Source organism: Pseudoalteromonas sp. SaAl2, from assembly GCF_052947895.1.
The window spans coordinates 2,990,055-3,008,332 of the sequence record NZ_CM129605.1 but is presented as its reverse complement, the minus strand read 5'-3'; the positions used below and the strand labels follow the sequence as shown (position 1 = coordinate 3,008,332).

Sequence of the window (18,278 nt, the reverse complement as noted above, 5' to 3'; positions counted from 1 at the left end):
TAGGGGCTTAAGCCCCTATTGCTGTTTTTGTTATTTAATGGAGGTAGGCATGGCCGTAGCTGCCAATAAGCGCCCTGTAATGACCCTTTTTTCTGGTGCTAACTGTATGTATAGCCACCAAGTACGTATTGTACTTGCTGAAAAAGGCGTAAGTGTAGACATTCATCTGGCTGAAAAGGATAACTTACCAGAAGCACTTCATGAAATTAATCCTTACGGTACAGTGCCAACACTGATCGACCGTGAGCTTGGTTTATATCAGGCAAACATCATCATGGAATACCTTGATGAGCGTTTTCCTCATCCTCCACTAATGCCTGTTTATCCGGTAATGCGTGGTCGTAGCCGTTTGATGATGCATCGTATCGATACAGACTGGTATAGTTTAGCTGCAAAGATTTACGCAAACGGTGCTGAATCAGCACAAGCACGTAAAGAACTAACAGAAGCGTTACTTGCTGTATCTGCAATCTTCACTGAAGCGCCATATTTCATGAGTGAAGAGTTTAGTTTAGTCGATTGTTACTTAGCACCACTATTATGGCGCTTACCAGAACTTGGTATTGAACTAAATGGTGCAGGTTCTAAAGAGATGAAAGAGTACATGATCCGTTTATTTGAGCGTGAATCTTTCCAAGCATCTCTGACTGAAGCAGAACGTGAGATCCGTTTGTAATGACGCCTAATCGTCCTTATTTACTTCGCGCATTTTTTGATTGGATTGTCGATAATCAATGTACACCCCATTTGGTGGTGAATGCTGATTTTCCTGCTGTGCAAATACCAACGCAATTTGTCCAAGATGGTCAAATTGTATTGAATATTAGTCCTTCAGCCGTCACGCAGTTTTCGATGGATAAACAACAATTAAGTTTTAATGCCCGTTTTGGCGGACAGCCGATGCAGGTATACGTACCATTAGGTGCTGTACTTGCAATCTATGCTCGCGAGAATGGAGAAGGTACCGTATTTACTGCAGATGAGTTTTTAGAGGACGAAGACGATTTTGCTACTGAGCTTGAAAGTGTTGATTTAGACGAAGAGTTTATCGCTGATGATGAACCTACACCGCCTAAACCAGACAAGAAAAAAGGCTCACATTTACGCGTTATAAAATAACTTGTAATTGATAATAAAAACCGCTTTTTAGCGGTTTTTTTGTATCTAAAATTTGGGTCAATAAAGTTAGCTGACACGACTTGATAGATTTTGTTACATATTAAAGACAGTCGTTTTAACTTGCTGGTTTATTGTTATCACTAACAGGTTTAAGATAGGTGAGCGAATCCTTTTTGAAGTATTTTACTTCTGAATATTTTAATAATATCTAACAATCGAGACTCTTATGAAAAAAGTAACTCTTAGCGCTGCAAGTATTGCGCTGGCTTTAGGGCTGGTTGGCTGTGGTGATAAACAAGAACAAACAAATGCACCTGAGGCCACAGTACAAACAGCACCTGTTGAGCAATTTAATTCAGGTATAGAACTGACGAAACATGGATAAATCAGTTCGTGCCCAAGATGATTTTTACTACCATGTAAATGGTCAGTGGTTAGAAACAACTGAAATTCCAGGTGATAAATCTAACTATGGTTCATTTACTCAACTTTATGATGACTCGCAAAAAGCCATGAAAGCGGTGCTTGAAAAAGCTGCTGCGAATAAAAATGTTAAGCCAGGCAGTGACGAATCTAAATTGGCCGCTTTTTATAATAGTTACATGAACGAAGCTCAGCGTGAAGAGTTAGGCATTAAGCCGTTATCACCAATTTTGACAAATATTGATGCCGTTAACGCTAAATCTGATTTAGTATCTTTAATGGCGCAATTGCGTATCCAGGGTGGCAGTGTACCGTTTGGTTGGTATGTAAATAACGATGCAAAAAACTCAAGTGAAAATGCTTTATATGCATATCAATCAGGATTGGGCTTACCTGATCGTGATTACTATATCAAAGATGATGAAAAGTTTAGCAAAATCCGCGAGCAGTATCTCACTTATGTTACACAAGTATTAGAGCATGCAAATGTTAAAAATGCCCAGCAAGCTGCAAGTAACATTCTTGCTCTAGAAAAGAGAATTGCTGAGGCGCAATGGAGTCGTGTACAAAGACGTGATGCAACCAAAACTTATAATAAAATGTCGGTTGTTGATGCAAGTAAACTAACCGGGGAATTTGACTTAGTCGAGTACTTTAAAGCGTCAGGTGTTGATACCGCAGATATAATCGTGGGTCAACCAAGCTATTTTGAAAAGTTTGCAGATATTTATAAAGATACCGACTTAGCAACTTGGCAGCATTACCTTAAATTTCATTTTGTAAGTAACTATGCGAATTTATTAAATAAAGACTTAGTTGATCTTAACTTCGACTTTTACAGTACTACTTTACGAGGTGTAAAAGAGCAAGCGCCGCTGTGGAAGAAAACAGTTGATGCATCCAATAGTGTATTAGGTGAGATCTTAGGTAAAGTCTACGTTAAAGAAAACTTCCCGCCAGAAGCAAAAGCGCGCATGGAAGAGCTCGTTGATAACGTTATTCGCGGATATGCTGTAGCCATTGAAAATCTAGAATGGATGAGCCCAGAAACTAAACTTGCAGCAAAAGAAAAACTGGATAAATTTACACCGAAAATTGGCTACCCTGATAAGTGGAAAGATTATTCGGAGCTTGAAATTAAAGCGGATGATCTCGTAGGCAACTATATACGCCATAGCCAGTGGTCTTATGCAGATATGACTGCAAAATTAGGTAAGCCTGTTGATCGCTCTGAATGGCATATGACACCACAAACTGTAAATGCTTATTATAATCCCGTTAATAACGAAATTGTATTTCCAGCAGCGATTCTACAGCCACCATTTTTTAACTTAGAAGCGGATGATGCGGTCAATTATGGTGCGATAGGTGCTGTAATTGGGCACGAACTTGGTCATGGTTTTGACGACCAGGGAGCTAAATACGATGGTGACGGCAATCTTCGCAATTGGTGGAGTGAGTCAGATCTTAAGCAGTTTGAAGAGCGTACAGGTCAGTTAGTTGCTCAATATAACGAATATAAACCATTTGAAGATGCTAGTGTTAATGGTGAACTCACTTTGGGTGAGAATATCGGTGATCTGGGTGGCTTAACAGTAGCTTATACAGCTTACCAGCTATCACTAGGGCAAACCAAAGCGCCTGTGATTGATGGCTATACTGGCGATCAACGCTTCTTTATGGGCTGGTCACAAATTTGGCGCCGTAAATATCGCGATGAAGAGCTACGTAACCGCTTAATGACGGATTCACATTCACCGAGCCATTATCGTGTAATTGGTATCTTGTCTAATATGCCTGAGTTTTATCAAGCGTTTGATGTAAAAGAAGGTGATAAAATGTACATTAAACCAGAGGATCGGGTAAAGATCTGGTGATCATAAATCTATATCAAGCATAAATTAATGTACGTGAATTCTTAATTCATGCCTATTTTAGATTAGCTTTAAAACGGTGACTTACTACTAAGTCACCGTTTTTGTTGGAGTAATACATACCCAAACCACCTCAAGATGCAGAATTCAGCGCTTCACAGGGGCTTAATATCAAGGCGTTACTTTGCAAGAATGGCAGTCCCTTTTAATAAGTAACAACGATGAGAGTAAGTTCCTGTGAAACGCCCAACGGGTTGGTTTAAAAGCGATTTATACTGCGTTATTGATTTTAACAATAGAACCACTATTATTTGCAATCAATGCCTTGTCTAAATCGTTTTTAATTCCAACTGAAACTCGCATCTTGAGGTGGCTTGGGTATAACTCCCTCACAGGCTAGATTTGATAAGTAAAGCTGGTACAATTATTTACAATAGAGCAATATTAGGTAAGACATGGAAAGTACAAAACATGCATTAAGTTTAGTGGTTCTAGCAGGTGGTCTAGGTAGTCGCTTTGGTGGTAATAAGCAAATAGCAGAAATCGCAGGCTTAGGCTGCACGATTATGGAGCTGAGTATTCAAGATGCTTACGCTGCAGGCATTACACAAGTTGTGCTTGTTATTAATCAAGCCGTAAGAGCTGAAATTGAGAACACAATCCTACCTCGATTACCAGCGCAACTAGAAGTAATATTAGTAGAGCAGCGTATTGATTTAATGCCAAAAAAATTTGCTGAAATAGCTAAGCAGCGCACGAAACCATGGGGCACTGGACATGCGTTATTGTGTGCTAAAGACTATATTCATAACCCTGCGATTGTGATCACCGCTGATGATTATTATGGCGCAACGTCATTCAAACTAATCAGTGAGCATTTTAAAAATCAATCAAATTGGGCCATGGTCGGCTATCCTATTGCTGATACTTTATCCGCTGAAGGGGGGTGAACCGCGGTGTTTGCCAAATTCAAAGTGAGTGCCTTCAGGGAGTGGTTGAGTATTTAAATATAAAAGATGAAAATGGAGATTTGATGGGGGATACACCCACTGGCATTCGAGAGAAAATAGCTGATAATGCTTTGGGCTCGATGAGCTTTTGGGGGATTACACCGACTTTATTTGATAGTTTAGAGCATGGATTTGCTGAGTTCTTGCAAAAACATGACAGCGGTGTCAGAAAAGAGTATTATTTACCTGATCAAATACAAAAGTTAATTTTAACAAAAAAACAAAAAGTGTCTGTATATATTGCACAAGAGCCTTGGTATGGCGTGACATATAAATCAGAATTACAGGAAGTTGCAGAAAAGTTATATGAGCTACGCCATGGATGAGTTATCCCCGATATTGCCCTGTTCTGGGCGGAATAATAGTGAAATAAGTATGAAGTCTAACCCCGTTGCGGTTTACTTGTCTGAGAGTTTTGGCTTGGGCAATGAACTCGTTAGTATGAAGCCAATCGGCAATGGCCATATTAATAGTACCATGCTGTTAACTGCTGAAAATAAATCCTTGGTTGTGCAAAAGCTAAATACTGAGGTGTTTCCTGAGCCTGAAATGTTGGTTAAGAACGCACGTTTAATTGAAGGTCATTTATCGCAAAAACATCAACTAGGTGACTATGCCTTAGACATTATTCGTCATGTACCGACTCAGGCGAGCGATTTCTTAGTAAATTGTGATAATGGTGTGTGGCGCGCACTCGAATTTATTGGCGGCAGTTATAGTGAAGATGTAGTAGCGAATACTTCGCAAGCAGAAATTGCCGCCAATGCATTTGGCCAATTTGCCGTGGCATTAGAAGATTTTGATGCCGAGCAGTTGCACCATGTTATCCCTGATTTTCATAATCTAGCAATGCGGGCTGAGAAGTTAAAATCTGTGATTGCGCGAGACCCTATTAATCGTTTGGCGAGTTGCCAAGCTGAGGTCGATTTTTGTTTATCACAATTTGGTTTAGTTGATGAGCTAAAAAAATTGCGTGGTGTAGTTCCTGTAAGGCCTTGCCATAACGACACTAAAATCAATAACATGCTTTTTTGTAATAAGTCTCACGTTGCAAAAGCGGTGATTGATTTAGATACCTGCATGCCGGGTTATTGGTTGTATGATTTTGGCGACATGGTACGCACTTTTTGCTCTCCAGAAGAAGAAGATTCAACCAACCTTGATAACGTACGTGTGCGAGAAGAGATTTTCGCTGCTGTTGTTAAAGGCTATGTTGAACCACTAAAGGGTTTGATCACCGAGCAAGAAAAGCAAAGCTTTTGGCTTGGCACTAAAGTAATGACCTTTATGATTGGACTACGTTTTTTAACCGATTATATTGATGGTGATAATTACTTTGCTATTAAGCATGAAAGCCACAACCTTGAGCGAGCACAAAACCAGTTTGCCCTTTACCGTGATATTTTAGCAAAAAAGCAAACGCTTAAAGCAATTTTGAGTGATGTTTAATTACTAAGTCTAGGGTATTTTTACGCTAGGCTTAACTTTCCCTATTCATCTCATTTTCTTGTGAACTACCTTGGTCTACTTTACCTAATCACCTATTTTAGGTAAGTTGCATTGAGCTTAATCAAGGATAAAATAATGAAGCAGTTTAATCGTAGAGACTTTCTTAAAGCTGCCAGTGCAGCCGCTGCCGCCAGCGTGGTTACAGGCTGTGCTAGCAACACACATAATGGTATTATCACACCCGCTCAGCAAGGCCAGTCTGTTATCGGCTTAGTAGTCCCGAAGATGGATGTGGTTAGGGTCGCTTTTATTGGTGTGGGTCAACGCGGCTTTGGTCACGTGAAGCGAATGAGCCATATTGATGGTACACAAATTGTGGCAATTTGTGACACCCATGATGAAGTATTACAACGTTCAGCCAATTATTTAACCCAGAATGGGCTAGCAAAACCAGCCCTGTACTCTGGCACTGATCAAGCTTATCAACAAATGCTAAACCGTGATGATATCGATATTGTCATTATTTCAACCCCGTGGGCGTGGCATGCGCCAATGGCCATTGATACTATGAACAGTGGTAAACATGCATTTGTCGAGGTGCCACTGGCGTTAACGGTCGATGAAATGTGGCAAATTGTTGATACAGCTGAACGCACGCAAAAGAACTGCATGATGATGGAAAACGTCAACTATGGTCGTGATGAGTTGATGGTACTTAACATGGTTCGCCAAGGCGTATTTGGTGAGTTGCTTCATGGTGAAGCGGCTTACATTCATGAGCTGCGTTGGCAAATGAAAGAACTTGATCATAAAACAGGGTCGTGGCGAACCCCTTGGCATGCTAAGCGTGATGGGAACCTATACCCAACTCACGGCTTAGGGCCAGTATCTCAATATATGAATATTAACCGTGGTGACCGTTTTGACTTTTTAACTTCAATGAGCTCACCGGCACTGGGTCGTCAAGCTTATGCCAAACGAGAGTTTCCCGAGGGACATCAGCGCAATCAGCTTAACTATATAGCTGGTGATATGAACACAACACTGATTAAAACAGTGAAAGGACGCAGTATCATGGTACAGCATGATACAACTACGCCAAGGCCTTATTCTCGTCATAACTTAATTCAAGGCACCAATGGTGTATTCGCCGGCTTCCCTAACCGAATTGCACTTGAGGAGGGCGGCTATAAAAGCTTTCATGAGTGGGATTATGAAATGGCTGATTGGTATAAACAATACGACCATCCATTATGGACTAAAATGGGCGAGGAAGCACAACGCAATGGTGGCCATGGGGGCATGGATTTCTTAATGTTTTGGCGCATGATTTATTGTTTACGCAATGGCGAACCTTTAGATCAAGATGTATACGATGGTGCCGCTTGGTCAGTTATATCTCCACTATCAGCCCAATCTGTAGGTAATCGTAGTGCATCGATTGATATTCCTGATTTTACCCGTGGAGCATGGCAAACAGCACAACCACTTGGGATTGTGAGTTAACACTCTTTTGAAACTAGCTAGAGCAAATGTGTTCTAGCTAGTTTTTCTTGCATAAAATTGGTTTTTTGTTAACCTAGCCGCCTTCCATTCTTTGTCTTTTTGAGGTGTTTATGGCGTTTTTATCTCGGTCGATATTGGCGTTGTTTATAGCACTTTCAAGCCCTTTCGCTTTTTCTCAAGCTCAATGTGAAGTTGAACTTAGCCACGGTCTTATCATCACCGATGACGTCATTCGTATTGTCGATAAAGGGCAAACACGAGTTCAAATAAATAATAATAACCAACTTTTTATTCGCGGTTATTGGATAGATTTAAGTAATGAAGAAAGCCAAGTATTGGAGCAGTTCAGTAAAGGAATACGAGATACTGTTCCTGAGCTGGTAGAGCTCGCTACAGATGGTGTTAACCTCGGTTTAAGCGCCATTGAGCAAGTTGTTGAAGGTATGTCAGATAAAGAGCCTGAAGTGCTGAAAACACAATTACAATACGTTGAGCGTGCATTAATGGATAAGTTTAAACGTGGCGATGATTTCTTTTTATTGCGCCACAATCACTATCTAAAATTGATGATTTTTTTACCGAAGAGATAAGTAAAAAAATTCACTCTGCAGTTCATGGCTCATTAGGTGCTATTTTAGTATCGCTGGGTGACGCATTTAAATCTCGCGAAGGTAACATCGAGGATCGTATTAATGACATGGGCCAGCGGATGGATATTATCTCGAAAGAAATTGATAAGTCGTTGCAAAAAAAAGCGCATCAGCTTGAGCTTAAAGCCTCTGAGTATTGTGAGTGTTTAAACTCATTAGATGTAACAGAGTCACGTTTACAAATGATCGTGCCAGACCTTGCTGACTACGACCTAGTACAAATAAAATCGTAAAACAATAAAAAACCCGCGTTTATTTAGCGGGTTTTGTTAGGGAAGGTATTTACCTAAAAGCTAACTAAGACCTAAACTTATCAGTCTCAGCCTCCAAATTATTGGTTAGCCCTTTAATTAAATCTGTTGCTGCATGCGCTTGATGTGATACATCAGCAGTTTGTGAGGCTGTATCTGAAATAGTCACGATTCGTTTTGCTGTATCTTCACCAGCGTCAAGTTGTTCTTTTGCTGCAATCGCTATTTGATGACTCATTTGTGCTATGGCACTTAATGACGAAGCAACCCGTTGCAGCTCCTCACTAGCATGTTTTGATTTAGCAACGGTTTGTTCGCTAGTAGTAATGCTTAGGTTAACAGAGGTCTTAGCATCTTGGGTGGCGGTTTGAAGTTTGCCAATCATGTTACGTATTTCTTCTGTACTGGTTTGAGTGCGCTGTGCAAGCCCTCTAACTTCATCGGCCACCACCGCAAAGCCTCTGCCTTGTTCACCCGCTCGTGCGGCTTCTATCGCTGCATTAAGCGCAAGTAAGTTGGTTTGCTCAGCTATACTTTGAATAACGCTTAGCACATTTGCGATATTATTTACTTCATCATCAAGAAGTTGGATGTTATTGCCAGCGCTATCAATTTGTTGCTCTAAAAGAACTATGGTATCCGCAGCCTCTGTGGTTAAGTGATTTGCGTTTTGACCTTGGCTTTCAGCTTCTTGCACCGAGTGGGCTGCTTGCTCGGCATGTTCAACCACTGTTTGCGCTGATGCTGTAAGCTCGGTGATTGCTGAGGCAACCATGTGGGTTTCTTCATTTAGACTACGGGTTAGCTTATCAAGCTCAGTAGAGCGTGATTCGTTATCTACGCTTTGACTTTTAAGGCTGTCAGTTACATCTTTAATACTACCAACGACACCTCGTAAGCCCTGTTGCATATAATGCATCGCAGCTATAATACTTTCTGGCGGCGCATCGGTTCGAATATGTGAGTTTAATTTGCCTCGAGATACCTGTTTTACAATATCAATAACTTCATCAACTTCACCACCGAGTGCATTGCTCAATGAAATACCAAAGCGAGCTATTGCAATAGTTAGTGCAACTGCAATAATTAAGGACAGACCAAGTAACCACTTGGCGGTATTCCAATAACGTTCATTAACTTCTTTTTCACTGATACCAGTGCCAATATACCAGCCAAATAATGGGGTCTTCTGTACAACTGAGGTTAAATTAACAGTGTCTCCGTCTCTGATAGAATCCCAGTGATACGTAATAATTGTGTTTGTTTTATTACCAACTAATCGTTCAACTATTCGTCCAATACTGTTGCCTTTGGCATCTTTAAAGTCATTAAAGCTGGTATTGTGAAGCTGCGGATCATGAGGGGCGGCTATAAAGTTTAATTTATCATCAACAACATAAACATACTCAGAGTCATGATATTTGTTCTCTTGTAACACTTGTGTTGCTAATTGTTGGGCCTCTTGATTACTTAATTGACCTTTTTTTACCATCTCTTCAAATTGCAACACGATGTTACTGGTGCTTTTCATAAGTTGGTTTATTCGCGCAATGTTATCGCTTTGGCTTGCATGACTTAATGATTGTAATCCTAATATTGCAATTGCGATTAATGCAATAAAAATTGCAATTGCAAAGATCGCTATTTTTGTTTTTAGTGGTAGACCTGAGTGCACAATGTAACCCCTTATCATGTATGCCTTAGTAATTTCTACCACGTTTTTCGTCAATTTGTTAGTTTTTATTAATAAAAAATGACAACGCTATCATGAAATATTATCAAGATTATATTAAAGTTGTTGCTCTTGTTCTGTAAGGGGGCGATATTCTCCTTGAGCAAGATAATGGTCAAGCTCAATGTTTGCTATTTTTTCTCTATGCAATTCAACTACTTTATTATTTACAGCGGCAAGCATTCGTTTAACTTGATGGTATTTACCTTCACTGATCGACAAGCGTAAACTGTAGCTGGCCAAGGCTTCTGCTTTAGCTGGCCGAGTAAGATCTTTTTCATTGTGTAATTGTACCCCTTGGCGAAGCTGCGCAAGTGCATCATCAGTCAGTGGCTCTTGGGTTTCAACTAAGTAAGTCTTGAATTTATTGTGTTTAGGTGAAGTGATTTTGTGTGACCAATCGCCGTCATTGGTAATTAAAACTAGCCCTGTGGTATCGATATCAAGGCGGCCTGCAACATGAAAATCATTCATGTTGGGCTCGTCGAGCAAGTCAAAAACGGTTGGGTGTAACTCATCAGTGTTGGCACACACATAACCCGCCGGTTTATTGAGCATAAAATAGCGTTTTCCTAAAAATATCAAGGCTTCATCAAACCATAACACTTCATCAGTTTGACTAACTGGGTGATCAAATGCGGTTACAGTTACACCATTTATCGTTGCGTTCTTTTGCTTTATTCCTGCTTTTGCTTTACTGCGCGGTATTTGAGCTAGGTGGCTAATAAATTTATCTAAACGACATGGAAATTTCATTGGGTTCACATTTTTAGTCGGCTACAATGGCGCGAGTATAGCCGATAGTAAGCAGCCAGAACAGTGTCACAAATACAAATTTTAGCCACCTACCAGCAGCGTGTAGAGCAAAAAGAGTTACAGTATGATCAAGCTCAACTAACAGCGGTCAATGCCTTGCAAAGTCTTGCTGAAAGTTTAGTTAAAAAACGTGTTTGGTGGCAAACACAACCAAAGGTTCGGGGCGTGTATTTACATGGTCCGGTAGGCCGTGGAAAGTCGATGTTGATGGACTTATTTTATCATCAGTTAAGTGATGATAAAAAAATACGACTGCATTTTCATCATTTTATGGCACAAATTCATCAACGGCTAGGGCAGTTACAAGGCAGTAAAAATCCATTAGAAATCATTGCTAAAGAATGGCGCCATAGTGTTAACGTTTTGTGCTTTGATGAGTTTTTTGTTAGTGATATTGGTGATGCTATGCTGATGGCTGGGTTATTCAAAGCACTCTTCAAGCAGGGACTTATTCTTGTTGCAACCTCAAACTGTCATCCTGACGAATTGTATAGGAACGGCCTACAACGAGCGCGCTTTTTACCAACTATAAATTTACTCAAAGAGCACTGTAAAGTGATTAGTGTAGAAGGGAAATGCGATCATCGTTTTCGGTATGGTCATCAATTTAAGTATTATTTTATTAATGATGATGTAGCACTTACGATGCTCTTTGAACAACGTGAAATTAAACTCAATTCGCACTCTAATTTAAATGTATGTCATCGGCCTATTCACTTTATACATCTAGCAAAAGAGGCTATTCTGTTTGATTTCATGGCTTTGTGTTCAGGACCGAGAAGCACTGCTGATTATATTTTTTTAGCAGAGCATTTTGAACGAGTATATATTGCGAATGTTCCCGTCATGGGAAGTAGGGCAACAGGCAAGCAGATAGTGCATGGCATTGAAGACAGCTATCAACGCGAGAAGCAAGACTTACAAGAGCATACTTTAGATGATGAAGCGCGACGCTTTATAGCCTTAGTTGATGAGTTTTATGACCGAGGTAAATTATTAGTTATAAGCACCCAAGTTGATATGGCTAACTTATATTGCGGTAAAAAGTTAGCCTTTGAATATGCACGAACAGAATCCAGATTAGTCGAAATGCAAAGCTGGTGACAGAGAATAATCATTAACTATAAATATATCTAAACTTAAAACATACAAAGAGCTCAACACTTTCGGTAAGTGTCGCTGTTATTCTCATAAATATTAACACTTAAGCTGTAGGATTCTCTGCAATAGGTGCGCAGGCAGTTAAGTAATCGCTCACTGAGATCTTGTTTTTCTGTTGTTGTTCGACCTGCCATTATATAAGCCGCGATATAGATAAAGCCGTCTTTACCTTCACCCAATTGATAATGTTGGTAGGCGATGGCGCGGGTTTTAATGGTCGATAGTTCAAATAAACCACTCTCAAAGGTCGTTTGATGCACTTTATCAACTAAAACTTGTGGTAAAAGTGGTAAGTCTTCAGAGTGTTCGATCACAACATGGGGCATGAGGGCTCCTAAAATCGGTAAGTAAAACCTAAACTTGTTTGAAATTGGTTTAGTACGTCGCCATCGAAATGCCATAAACATTGATCATCTTCGTCGGTGGGCAAAGTGCAGTTAACCGTGCTTTCGTTGTTAACTATAGTTGCCAACCAGCGGGTTTCAAATAAAACTCGGGCTGTATCACTAAACAAATATTCAATGCCGCCATATAAGCCGCTAGCAAAGAATACGTCATTACTTGTAAAATTAGTTTGTACATAATTGGCGCCCACTTGAGCACCTACATAGCTATTTATATGATTACTTAACGCGACTTCAACCGCACTTTGGAATAAAAAGTATTTCATGGTTACTTCTTTATCCTCTGTGTTTTCAGGTTCGTTGTTACTTTGTGCAAAGTAAAAGCCATAGCGGGCACGGTCAATATTACGATCAATACTAAAAGCGAAGTGGTTGCCGTCATTCACTTCAACCTTGAGTGCTTCTTTGGTTTCTAATGTTTGGCTAAAGTTTTTACCCGCATAGAGGCTTACAGAGTAATCATCTTGGGCGAAAGCCGTGGCAGATAAAAAACACAGCAGGATGAGTATTTTTTTCATTATATTGCAGCTCGTTGTTGAAGAATTTTTCAGTTACTATTGAAGCATAGCTATTATTAAAATGTAACCACGCAGCGCACTATTGTAGTGGATTTGTTGACACATTGAATTAAAGGAATGGTATGAAATCATTAAAAGTCATTAGTCTATTAGGTTTATTAGCTTTACAAGCAGGGTGCTCAGACGATGCTGCATCAGTAAGTTTAGGGTTATTTACCACTAAAGATATTAAGGTCGTGTCTCAGCAAGATCCGTTGGTTACAGGGGTGACTTGCCACATTAGTCATATTGAAGCTAATTTAGATTTTTCAGACCCTTCGGATATGTCAATTGCGTGTCGCCAAACGGGTCCTATTACTGCTGAACAACTTCAAGGTATCGATCGCAGTAAATCGGGGGAAGTGGTTTTTAAATCGTCAAAAAGTATTTTATTTAAATCGCTAAAAGTACGTCGAATCTATGATGCACAAACACGTAGTCTATTGTATTTATCGTATTCAACTAAAGAGTCTACAGGTAGTCATCATCATGCATTATCGACGGTACCTTTGTATAACACGCAAGCTTGGCAATGGGCACAAGAGCAGGAATAAGAGCACTTTATGTTAGCGTTATTTAAATCTAAGCCCTTGCTGGACACACAAGAACAACAATGGTTAATAGACACTTTTATGTGGGCTATTGAAAACTTTGGCAGTGATTACTTTATTAATAATACCCAGTTAGTGCTGCCTAACTATCAATGCTTTCCAGACCCTGTATCAAGTATTGAAGAAATGGCTAGTAAGGTATTTGAACGTGTGGTGGGTTATGCTGGTATGCAGACATGGCCTATTCAACTTGTAGGACCTGCACAATTAAAACCACAAGTATTTCCGCATTTTGCATTTAATGAACACTTACGTGGCGAAGCGAGCCAATTAATTGTACCCCCTCCCCATAAAGTTAATGTGTCTTTTAACCCAAATCAGATAAACCAACCACAAGATTTAGTGGCGAGTTTTGCAGGGACCCTAGGCACCATTATGATTCACCATGTTGGTGTTTTTCCTCCTGGCGGTAAAGAGTTTTTACCACAAGCTAGCGATGCATTAGCGTGCTTTTTAGGCTTTGGTGTAATGATGAGTAATACCGTTTACCAATTTAAAGGTGGGTGTGGCTCTTGTTATAACCCGTATGCTAATAGGCAGGCGGCATTAAACGAGTCACAAACGTTATTTATGCATGCTCTTGTGTGTCACTTTAAAGGGCATAATGATTCTAAAAAGTATTTAAAGCCTCATTTACGCAGTCAATTTAAAAAGGCGCAAAAAGAAATTAAAGCTGTAATCAATGACACAGCAAACCCTTTGCTTTTAGCTCTTGATGATAAAAAAGCGGGGTGAACTTTTGAATTACTTAGATGAATTTCTACTGATCGCATTAGCTCATTTTTTTGCTGTAGCAAGCCCAGGGCCAGATTTTGCAATTGTGCTCAAACAAAGCATTCAACACGGACGGCGTAATGCGCTATGGACTAGCTTTGGCGTAGGCTTGGCGATTTTGCTGCATGTGGGTTATTGCTTATTGGGAGTAGCGGTATTATTAGCTCAATCACCCTCTGTATTTATGGCATTAAAATACTTAGCAGGCGCTTATTTAGCGTATATAGGATTTCAAGCGTTACGAAGTGCTAAACCTGAAGAAAATACTCGCGAAGAAGTATCACAAACGCAAAGTGAAGAATCAGTCTGGATTGCGTTTCGTCGAGGCTTTTTAACGAATGCGCTAAACCCCAAAGCGACATTATTCTTTATGTCGTTATTTACCTTGGTGATCAGTCAAACAACACCGCTTTTGGTGCAAGCAGGTTATGGTCTGTACATGGCAGTAGCAACCTGGCTTTGGTTTTCATTTTTATCATTGGTGTTATCTAAATCTAATGTACGTGGATTTTTTCAAAAAAGTGGTTATTGGTTCGATCGGGGTATAGGTGTGATTCTAATCGCATTAGCAATACGCGTAGTTTTATAGGAGTATACAAGCATGGCACTTTATAATTTTTCGTTTGGCTCAAATATGTCCTCAAATCGCTTATTAGCACGTCTTCCTGAAGTTAAACGCATGGGGACCGCACGCTTAATGGGGTATGAGTTAACATTTGATATGGTCAGTCTTGATGGGTCTGGTAAGTGCAGTATTAAAGAAAGTGTTGAGCCTGGGGCGCAAGTGTATGGTGTTGTTTATCAATTAACTCCCGCAGAAAAAGAAATTCTCGATGGCATTGAAGGGCCGCGTTACGATTGTGTTGATGTTGAAGTTATTTTGCTTGATGGCGAAAAAATACCAGCACATTGCTATATTGCAAATACCACAGATGCAACAATCCTACCCTATGACTGGTACATAGAACACGTTCATCGCGGAGCGCTTGAAGCGGGCTTGCCAAATGAGTACAGTGAAAAAATAAAATCTCGGCCCACCCGCCAAGATAGCGATAAAGTACGTGCAGCTGTTGAGTTTGCCGTACATCAACAATAAAAAAACACGCCAAGGAATGTTATGAAATTAACAAAACTCGCCATTGCAGCCTCATTGTTAACTGGCTTTGCATTTAATAGCCATGCTGAGATAGACACTAAACAGCTCAATCAAGTGATTGAAAATTCAATGGCACGCTTTGATGTCCCAGGGATGGCTGTCGCTGTTGTTGAAAATGATAAAGTGGTATTTGCTAAAGGCTTTGGTGTTAGTCACTTAGATACAGGCAATAAAGTAAATAAAAATACCTTATTTGGCATAGCTTCTAATACAAAGGCATTTACCGCCGCTGCGTTAGCTAAATTAGTTGACGAAGAAAAAATTAGCTGGGATGACAAAGTGATTGATCACTTACCAGAGTTTCGTTTATACGACCCTTATGTCACCCGAGAGCTGACCATCCGTGATTTATTGAGTCACCGTAGTGGTTTAGGCTTAGGTCAAGGCGATTTAATGATCTGGCCTGATACTGATAAATCAGTAGAAGAAATCTTAGCAGGTTTAAAGTACTTAAAACCTGCGAGCAGTTTTCGTAGTAAATATGCTTATAACAACTTAATGTTTGTCACTGCAGGCGAAGTGGTTGCCCGAGTATCGGGTATGAGCTGGAACGATTATATCGAGAAGAATATTTTGCAGCCACTAAAAATGGAAAGCTCACGCGCTGGGTTTTCACGTATCCCAAGTAGCAATAAAAACTGGGCGACGGGTCATATTCCTATGGATGGGAAATTAAATCCATTTTTTGTTAATTACTTAGAAGACTTTCGTGGTGCTGGAGCAATTGCATCAAGTGTTAGTGATATGAGCCAGTGGCTTCGTACGCAACTTGCTGGTGGCAAGATGCCAAATGGTGAGCAACTCTTTAGTGAAAAACAGCAAGCGCAAATGTGGCACCCACATATTACTTCTATGGCGTCAGAAAAAGCGTATGAAGCGTATCACCAACAGTTTAGGGGATATGGTTTAGGTTGGAGTATTGAAGACTTCCACGGGGTTAAAAAGCTTGCACACGGCGGTGGGATTTTAGGCATGGTATCGCAGGTAACCTTGGTGCCCGAGAAAAATCTAGGGATTGTCATTCTCAGTAATCAGCAAGCTTTTAGCGCACTATCTGCGATTACTTACGAAGTGCTAGAGGATGCCTTTGACCTTGAAGATAAAGATTGGGTTGAAGATTTAGCAAAAAAACACTTTGAAGGTAAACAAAAAGCGTACGCAAATGCAAAGCCTGAAGCCCCGGCAGATTATCAGCCACAACTACCAAATATCAGTTATACAGGCACGTTACATGATGATTGGTATGGTGATGTGATCATAGAGGAATTAGATGGCAAGTTACGAATAGACTTTACCCATACTAAACGTTTAAAAGGGCAGCTTGAGCATTACACAGGTAATACCTTTATTGTGAAATGGGATGAGAAGTTATTAGAAGCTGATGCATTTATTCAGTTTCAAATGAGTCCTAAGAATCGTGTACAAAGTGCAGATATGCGCGCAGTATCAACGTCGGTTACAGACTTTAGCTTTGATTTTAGAAACCTAAATTTACAAGCAAAGTAAACCAAAGTCGCAGAGCCACCATTAGGTGGCTTTGTTATTATGGCTCGATTAACTTATTTGGAGCTTAGTATGCGCACCGCGATTATTTCTCATCCACATTGTCGTAAACATAAAATGATTGACGATCACCCTGAGTGCCCAGAACGTTTAGATGCTATAGCAGATCGTTTATTGGCAAGTGGACTCGATATCGCAATACAACAAAAGCAGGCTCCAAAAGCACAGCGTGAACATTACTTATTGGCCCATGAAGAATCGCTGGTAAAACACGTAGAAAATACCTTACCCGATGAAGGCCTTGTATCACTTGATGGTGACACATGGTTATGCCCTGACTCTCAAAAAGCGGTTGAACGTGCTGTAGGTGCAGGGTTACTTGCTGTTGATGAAATTTTAGCTGGTAACCTCGATGCCGCTTTTTGCTCGGTTAGACCGCCAGGTCACCATGCTACTCGCGCGACATCTGCCGGTTTTTGTGTTTATAACAATTTGGCCATTGCGGTAAAGTATGCACAAAGCAAAGGGGTGAAGCGTATTGCCATTGTTGACTTTGATGTTCACCACGGGAATGGCACCCAAGATATTTTCATTGATGATGATTCTGTGTTGTTTTGTTCGTTATTTCAATATCCATTCTATCCCAATACCGCAGTTGAGAATAACGCAACGCTGGTTAATTCACCGCTGCCGATTGCCAGTGATGGTTCAGATTTAAAAGCATTATATGAGCAACAGTGGTTACCTAAACTCAGTGCGTTTCAGCCTGAGCTTCTTTTTATTAGTGCAGGTTTTGATGCTCACCTAGAAGATGATATGGCAAGCTTAAAATTTGTTGAAGATGATTACGCTTGGTTGACAGAGCGACTTGCCATCCTTTGCAAGGAGTTAGGTTGTAGGGGGATTATCTCTTACCTTGAGGGAGGTTATGCGCTTTCAGCTCTTGGTAGAAGCGCAATCGCTCATGTAAAAGCGTTAGTCGATAGCTAGTAATGTAAATGCTTGAGCAGGGGTCAGTGTTGCTATTTTACCAAGGCAACATTGTCCTTCTTTCGCTAAGTAGTGTTTTATAAGCTCAGCGAGTTCCTCGTTTGATAACGCTTTAGTTTGATGGCCTGAAAGGTTTGTATAGCCTGTATTTTTACCTAATAAAACCACGGTTTCTTTTTGTTTTTCACCCATACCATAGAGCAGCTCATTAATATCATTCGCATGTTTAATGATATCTATTTCATCATCATAAATTAGTAATAGTGGCTGAAAGTCACTCATTATTTGTCCT

General features: G+C 40.2%; 16 protein-coding genes and 3 pseudogenes. 14 read left to right on the top strand and 5 right to left on the bottom strand.

What is annotated here, in order from left to right; translation table 11 throughout:
- The first annotated feature begins 49 nt into the window (after positions 1 to 49).
- The 7 genes and pseudogenes from sspA (at position 50) to ACU8V8_RS14165 (ending at position 8,264) form a co-directional block, all read left to right on the top strand.
- Positions 50 to 676 carry a stringent starvation protein SspA gene (sspA, locus tag ACU8V8_RS14195; RefSeq protein WP_087533162.1) on the top strand — a complete coding sequence of 209 codons (627 nt, stop codon included), beginning with the start codon at positions 50 to 52 and terminating at the stop codon, positions 674 to 676.
- Positions 676 to 1,119 (top strand): ClpXP protease specificity-enhancing factor, encoded by a 444-nt coding sequence (locus ACU8V8_RS14190; protein ID WP_087533106.1) that lies wholly within the window; start codon positions 676 to 678, stop codon positions 1,117 to 1,119. Before sspA ends, ACU8V8_RS14190 begins: the two co-directional genes overlap by 1 nt.
- Before the next feature lie 226 nt (positions 1,120 to 1,345).
- Positions 1,346 to 3,419: pseudogene (locus ACU8V8_RS14185) on the top strand (M13 family metallopeptidase).
- A gap of 452 nt (positions 3,420 to 3,871) precedes the next feature.
- A pseudogene (locus ACU8V8_RS14180) lies at positions 3,872 to 4,752 on the top strand (nucleotidyltransferase family protein).
- A gap of 49 nt (positions 4,753 to 4,801) precedes the next feature.
- Entirely contained in the window at positions 4,802 to 5,875 is a 1,074-nt protein-coding gene (locus ACU8V8_RS14175) for a phosphotransferase enzyme family protein (protein WP_446887932.1), read from the top strand.
- Between the two features lie 135 nt (positions 5,876 to 6,010).
- Complete coding sequence (locus tag ACU8V8_RS14170) at positions 6,011 to 7,381, top strand: Gfo/Idh/MocA family protein (RefSeq protein WP_446887931.1); 1,371 nt, start codon at positions 6,011 to 6,013, stop codon at positions 7,379 to 7,381.
- Positions 7,382 to 7,491: 110 nt separating this feature from the next.
- Positions 7,492 to 8,264 (top strand): annotated as a pseudogene (locus ACU8V8_RS14165) (YggN family protein).
- 64 nt (positions 8,265 to 8,328) lie between these two features.
- On the opposite strand, the gene ACU8V8_RS14160 reads toward ACU8V8_RS14165, so the two are convergent.
- Both ACU8V8_RS14160 and rsuA read right to left on the bottom strand, forming a co-directional pair.
- Positions 8,329 to 9,957, bottom strand: coding sequence for a methyl-accepting chemotaxis protein (locus tag ACU8V8_RS14160; RefSeq protein WP_446887930.1), 1,629 nt, complete (start codon positions 9,955 to 9,957; stop codon positions 8,329 to 8,331).
- A 114-nt stretch (positions 9,958 to 10,071) separates the two neighbouring features.
- Positions 10,072 to 10,770, bottom strand: coding sequence for a 16S rRNA pseudouridine(516) synthase RsuA (gene rsuA, locus ACU8V8_RS14155; RefSeq protein WP_446887929.1), 699 nt, complete (start codon positions 10,768 to 10,770; stop codon positions 10,072 to 10,074).
- 63 nt (positions 10,771 to 10,833) lie between these two features.
- Here rsuA and zapE point away from each other — a divergent pair, with 63 nt between their 5' ends.
- Complete coding sequence (zapE, locus tag ACU8V8_RS14150) at positions 10,834 to 11,934, top strand: cell division protein ZapE (RefSeq protein WP_446887928.1); 1,101 nt, start codon at positions 10,834 to 10,836, stop codon at positions 11,932 to 11,934.
- A 53-nt stretch (positions 11,935 to 11,987) separates the two neighbouring features.
- Here zapE and ACU8V8_RS14145 read toward each other — a convergent pair whose 3' ends face one another.
- Together ACU8V8_RS14145 and ACU8V8_RS14140 are read right to left on the bottom strand one after the other, a co-directional pair.
- Positions 11,988 to 12,317, bottom strand: a complete 330-nt coding sequence (locus tag ACU8V8_RS14145; protein WP_421961927.1) for a 5-carboxymethyl-2-hydroxymuconate Delta-isomerase — start codon at positions 12,315 to 12,317, stop codon at positions 11,988 to 11,990.
- 8 nt (positions 12,318 to 12,325) lie between these two features.
- Positions 12,326 to 12,913, bottom strand: coding sequence for a hypothetical protein (locus ACU8V8_RS14140; RefSeq protein ID WP_446887927.1), 588 nt, complete (start codon positions 12,911 to 12,913; stop codon positions 12,326 to 12,328).
- A gap of 122 nt (positions 12,914 to 13,035) precedes the next feature.
- Between ACU8V8_RS14140 and ACU8V8_RS14135 the strand changes: the two genes are divergently transcribed.
- From ACU8V8_RS14135 to ACU8V8_RS14110, 6 genes are all read left to right on the top strand, one after another.
- The gene (locus tag ACU8V8_RS14135) at positions 13,036 to 13,506 is read left to right on the top strand and encodes a CreA family protein (protein ID WP_087533097.1); all 471 of its coding nucleotides are present in this window, start codon (positions 13,036 to 13,038) and stop codon (positions 13,504 to 13,506) included.
- A gap of 9 nt (positions 13,507 to 13,515) precedes the next feature.
- On the top strand, positions 13,516 to 14,298 hold the full coding sequence (locus tag ACU8V8_RS14130; RefSeq protein ID WP_446887926.1) for a hypothetical protein: 783 nt from the start codon (positions 13,516 to 13,518) through the stop codon (positions 14,296 to 14,298).
- A 4-nt stretch (positions 14,299 to 14,302) separates the two neighbouring features.
- Positions 14,303 to 14,926, top strand: a complete 624-nt coding sequence (locus ACU8V8_RS14125) for a LysE family translocator (protein WP_087533159.1) — start codon at positions 14,303 to 14,305, stop codon at positions 14,924 to 14,926.
- Positions 14,927 to 14,938: 12 nt separating this feature from the next.
- Positions 14,939 to 15,433 carry a gamma-glutamylcyclotransferase family protein gene (locus ACU8V8_RS14120; protein ID WP_446887925.1) on the top strand — a complete coding sequence of 165 codons (495 nt, stop codon included), beginning with the start codon at positions 14,939 to 14,941 and terminating at the stop codon, positions 15,431 to 15,433.
- 21 nt (positions 15,434 to 15,454) lie between these two features.
- On the top strand, positions 15,455 to 16,999 hold the full coding sequence (locus ACU8V8_RS14115; RefSeq protein ID WP_446887924.1) for a serine hydrolase: 1,545 nt from the start codon (positions 15,455 to 15,457) through the stop codon (positions 16,997 to 16,999).
- A 69-nt stretch (positions 17,000 to 17,068) separates the two neighbouring features.
- Positions 17,069 to 17,986, top strand: coding sequence for a histone deacetylase family protein (locus ACU8V8_RS14110; RefSeq protein WP_446889649.1), 918 nt, complete (start codon positions 17,069 to 17,071; stop codon positions 17,984 to 17,986).
- Here the strand turns inward: ACU8V8_RS14110 and ACU8V8_RS14105 are convergent.
- Complete coding sequence (locus tag ACU8V8_RS14105) at positions 17,972 to 18,268, bottom strand: DUF4144 family protein (RefSeq protein WP_446887923.1); 297 nt, start codon at positions 18,266 to 18,268, stop codon at positions 17,972 to 17,974. The genes ACU8V8_RS14110 and ACU8V8_RS14105 overlap by 15 nt on opposite strands.
- Positions 18,269 to 18,278: the final 10 nt, after the last annotated feature.

Bases quoted from the DNA above. Each gene is read 5' to 3' on its own strand.
- sspA (WP_087533162.1), top strand. From the start codon at position 50: ATGGCCGTAGCTGCCAATAAGCGCCCTGTAATGACCCTTTTTTCTGGT.
- ACU8V8_RS14190 (WP_087533106.1), top strand. From the start codon at position 676: ATGACGCCTAATCGTCCTTATTTACTTCGCGCATTTTTTGATTGGATT.
- ACU8V8_RS14175 (WP_446887932.1), top strand. From the start codon at position 4,802: ATGAAGTCTAACCCCGTTGCGGTTTACTTGTCTGAGAGTTTTGGCTTG.
- ACU8V8_RS14170 (WP_446887931.1), top strand. From the start codon at position 6,011: ATGAAGCAGTTTAATCGTAGAGACTTTCTTAAAGCTGCCAGTGCAGCC.
- rsuA (WP_446887929.1), bottom strand. From the start codon at position 10,770: ATGAAATTTCCATGTCGTTTAGATAAATTTATTAGCCACCTAGCTCAA.
- ACU8V8_RS14145 (WP_421961927.1), bottom strand. From the start codon at position 12,317: ATGCCCCATGTTGTGATCGAACACTCTGAAGACTTACCACTTTTACCA.
- ACU8V8_RS14140 (WP_446887927.1), bottom strand. From the start codon at position 12,913: ATGAAAAAAATACTCATCCTGCTGTGTTTTTTATCTGCCACGGCTTTC.
- ACU8V8_RS14135 (WP_087533097.1), top strand. From the start codon at position 13,036: ATGAAATCATTAAAAGTCATTAGTCTATTAGGTTTATTAGCTTTACAA.
- ACU8V8_RS14130 (WP_446887926.1), top strand. From the start codon at position 13,516: ATGTTAGCGTTATTTAAATCTAAGCCCTTGCTGGACACACAAGAACAA.
- ACU8V8_RS14120 (WP_446887925.1), top strand. From the start codon at position 14,939: ATGGCACTTTATAATTTTTCGTTTGGCTCAAATATGTCCTCAAATCGC.
- ACU8V8_RS14115 (WP_446887924.1), top strand. From the start codon at position 15,455: ATGAAATTAACAAAACTCGCCATTGCAGCCTCATTGTTAACTGGCTTT.
- ACU8V8_RS14110 (WP_446889649.1), top strand. From the start codon at position 17,069: ATGCGCACCGCGATTATTTCTCATCCACATTGTCGTAAACATAAAATG.
- ACU8V8_RS14105 (WP_446887923.1), bottom strand. From the start codon at position 18,268: ATGAGTGACTTTCAGCCACTATTACTAATTTATGATGATGAAATAGAT.